Genomic DNA, 3,207 nt, shown 5'->3' with positions numbered 1-3,207 from the left:
AATTGGCTTGGATGCCGAATGACGTTTCCGATGGCGCGCTACCGGTTCGCTGCACAACCTCCAACGTCTATGCCGCCACCGACAGTCGGGCGAACAAAACCGCGGCGGCGCTGGAAGGCTTTGACATAGCAAGTGTGGGGAGTCGCCTCGACAGCGGCAGGATGTGGGGTCGTAAGCTTCCCCGTCAAGTAGACACTTCAAAAGTAGAACTCCCAGCGATTCGTTGACGGTATTCCTTGGGCGTCAGATCGCCCAGGGAATCGTGGGGACGTTGTTCGTTGTATTCGATCATCCACCACCAGGCGGCCTCGCGGACATCATCGATGCGAGCAAACAGGTGCTGGTCGAGCACTTCCTCGCGGAAGGTACGGTTGAAGCGTTCAATGTAGGTGTTCTGATTGGGCTTGCCTGGCTGAATGTAGTGGATCGCCATGACGTTGGCCTTGGCCCATTGCACGAAGGCTTCGCCCAGGAACTCTGGTCCGTAGTACATCTGGAAGCATGATCTTTTGGTGGGCAGCCATCGTCTCCGAGATGATCCTGAGGGTTCTCACACACCACAGGAGTTCGTTGACGATGACTGCACGTTCCGATACTACGCCTGCGGCCACCTGGGTCGCGGTCGATATCGCCAAGCGCCACCACGCGGTCCTGATTGAGACGCCGGATGGTAAGCATCAGCGATTCCGCATGGTCAGCACACAAGACGACCATCAGCGACTGGTGGACCTGTTGCGGGGACTGCCGGCGCCGATCAGGGTGGCCATGGAGCCCACCGGGGATTGCCACCGAATATGGCCTATCGACTTCTCCAGGAAGGCTTCGAGGTCTGTCGGGTGTCTTCGGTGGCGGGTGCGCGCTACCGGGAAGCGGTATTCAATTCGTGGGACAAGAATGACCCGAAGGACGCGACGGTGATCTTGGCGTTGCTCAAGCAAGGCATCACGCTACGCTACGTGGATCCGTTGGTGGCCGGACATCACGGCCTGCAGGAGCTGTCCAAGACGCATTATCAGATCAGTCTGGCGCGAATACGCTTGCAGCACAGCCTGATGACGCATTACCTGCCGCTGTACTTTCCCGAAGTGGAGCGCTATTTCGATGGCGCGCACGCGGACTGGTTTGCCCGCTTCATGCTGCGGTTCCCGACTGCCGCGTCGATTCGCGCACTGACTTACGAGGCCTTCCACGAACAAGCCTGGGAACTGGTGGGGCGCAAGGTGAACAAGCGCGCTTGGCTGCGCGAACTGTATGATTGCGCCCTGCAAAGCATTGGCCTTCCGGTGGCCGAGGATTCGATCGAGGTGGAGACGTTCCGTCTTCAGCTGCGTCGATTCCAGCAGCTTATTGAGCAACGCGATGCCTTGGCCGATCAAGCGCACCAGCTACTGAGCGGCCGGGCGGATTACCAAGCGCTGCGTTCCTTGCCGGGCATCGGCCCCCGTGCTGGCCTTGACGATTCTGGCAGAGGGCGGCGATCTGCGACGCTTCCGCCATCATCGGCAATTCCTCAAGTACTGCGGGCTCGATCTGGCGAAGTCGCAATCCGGTCAGCACAAGGGGCAGGCGCGACTATCCAAGCGCGGTAATGCCCGGCTCCGGTTCGCGTTCTGGTTCGCCGCCACCGTGGCGGTGCGAATGCGGGAGAACAGCTTCCGCGCCAAGTACGAACGTTACGTCGAGTGCGATCCACGCGATGCGGATCGCAAACGCAAGGCGCTGACCGCGGTCGCTGCCAAAATGGCCCGCGTAGCCTATGGTCTGGTCAAGCATCAAACGCACTATCGCTGCTACTTCGAGAACGCTTTACCCCGTGGATCGATTCCGCTCCGTAGGGCCGTTGGGACCTCATAGGATCCTGTAGATAATGCTCGGACCTTCCACGGGAACTCCATGCTGTTTTAGGCACGTTCGAGGCCGTTCGGACCTCGTGTTCACTATGGTCAGATCAGGGGATCTTGTTGACGTGGAGGCCCACGGGTCATTTCTCGAGCCGGTTGGCGACATCTGGAGACAGGCGTTTGCTGCGCCTGCGACCAGACTCGTCCCCGCATTCGGCTTGACTCCAGAGTTAGCACGTTATCCGTGCGCAGCACCTGCGGCAGGCCGTGGTCGCGTTGCAGTTGCTGGAAGATGCGCACCAGGCGCGCGGAGGTGATCGAGGTGTCCACCTCGATGTGCAGCGCCTCGCGGTTGAAGTCATCTACGACATTGAAGGTGCGGAAGCGACGACCACAGGCCAGCGCATCGGACATGAAGTCGCCGGACCAGACCGTGTCCGGCAAGCGCGGTACGTAAAGCGGACCCGTTCGCGCTTGGGCAGACGCCGCCTTGCGGCTCGTCGCAGGCTCAATCGCATCGCCTTGTACACCCGATAAATCCGCTTGTGGTTCCACTCCGGCCGCAACCGGCGAAGCCGCTTGCGGCACTTCCAGAAGCCGCGACTGGGCCGGTCTTCAACCAGCTCCCTCAGCGCCGCGATCAACTCGGCATCACGCACGGTCCAGTCCAGCGGCGGACGATAAAAAGTCGCGCGGGACAAGCCGACACAATCGCAAGACCGACGCAGCGGCCACGCGTGTACCTGCATCAGATACCGCACTGCCTCGCGCTTCTGGGCCGGCCTACAGTTTTTTTGCGATCAGATCCTTCATCGCGGCCACGTCCAACGCCATCTCGGCGTACATACGCTTGAGCTTGGCGTTCTCGGCTTCCAGCTCCTTGACACGCCGCAGGTCCGACGCCTCCATGCCGCCCCCCATTGGTAATACGTGGCTATGCTGATACCCGCCTGCCGACAGATGTCCTTCGCCGGTACCCAGGCGTCGGCCTGTTTGAGGATCGAGACGATCTGGGTCTCGGTAAAACGCGACTTCTTCATGGAACCTCCTGGTTGTGAAAACATGCCAGAAAGTTCTACTTATCGCCTGTCCATGTGCTGTGGAAGCTTACGCTTCCGCTTCAGATAGTTGGCGAACAGATCAGTTGTCAGTGGCTACTATCTGCTCGCAGACTCGAATGCAGGTCGACTCCTTTTGGGGTCAGCAATCCGTCTGGGCCCAAGTACCCCTTCTCCCGCATGTGTGCTTCGGCTCGATTGAGCAAGCGCCCCCCCATCTCCGACAACTCGCCCACAGTACTCACAAATGCCGCCACAGAGTTGGCAGTCGTGCCGCGAGACTCGCAGAACTGCTTCATGGAAGTGTA

3 pseudogenes are annotated in these 3,207 nt (G+C 60.0%); 1 reads left to right on the top strand and 2 read right to left on the bottom strand.

What is annotated here, in order from left to right:
* Positions 1-184 precede the first annotated feature (184 nt).
* Positions 185-479, bottom strand: a pseudogene (locus tag AB6O04_RS20590) (transposase); the annotation flags it as partial.
* A 97-nt stretch (positions 480-576) separates the two neighbouring features.
* On the opposite strand from AB6O04_RS20590, the pseudogene AB6O04_RS20585 reads away from it, so the two are divergent.
* Positions 577-1,854: pseudogene (locus tag AB6O04_RS20585) on the top strand (IS110 family transposase).
* Positions 1,855-1,943: 89 nt separating this feature from the next.
* On the opposite strand, the pseudogene AB6O04_RS20580 reads toward AB6O04_RS20585, so the two are convergent.
* Positions 1,944-2,881 (bottom strand): annotated as a pseudogene (locus tag AB6O04_RS20580) (transposase).
* Between the last annotated feature and the right edge of the window lie 326 nt (positions 2,882-3,207).

Source organism: Pseudoxanthomonas sp. UTMC 1351 (assembly GCF_040948865.1).
Taxonomy (GTDB): Bacteria; Pseudomonadota; Gammaproteobacteria; order Xanthomonadales; family Xanthomonadaceae; genus Pseudoxanthomonas_A.
Note: the sequence above shows the minus strand (reverse complement) of the source record. Positions and strands in the feature narration are given on the sequence as shown.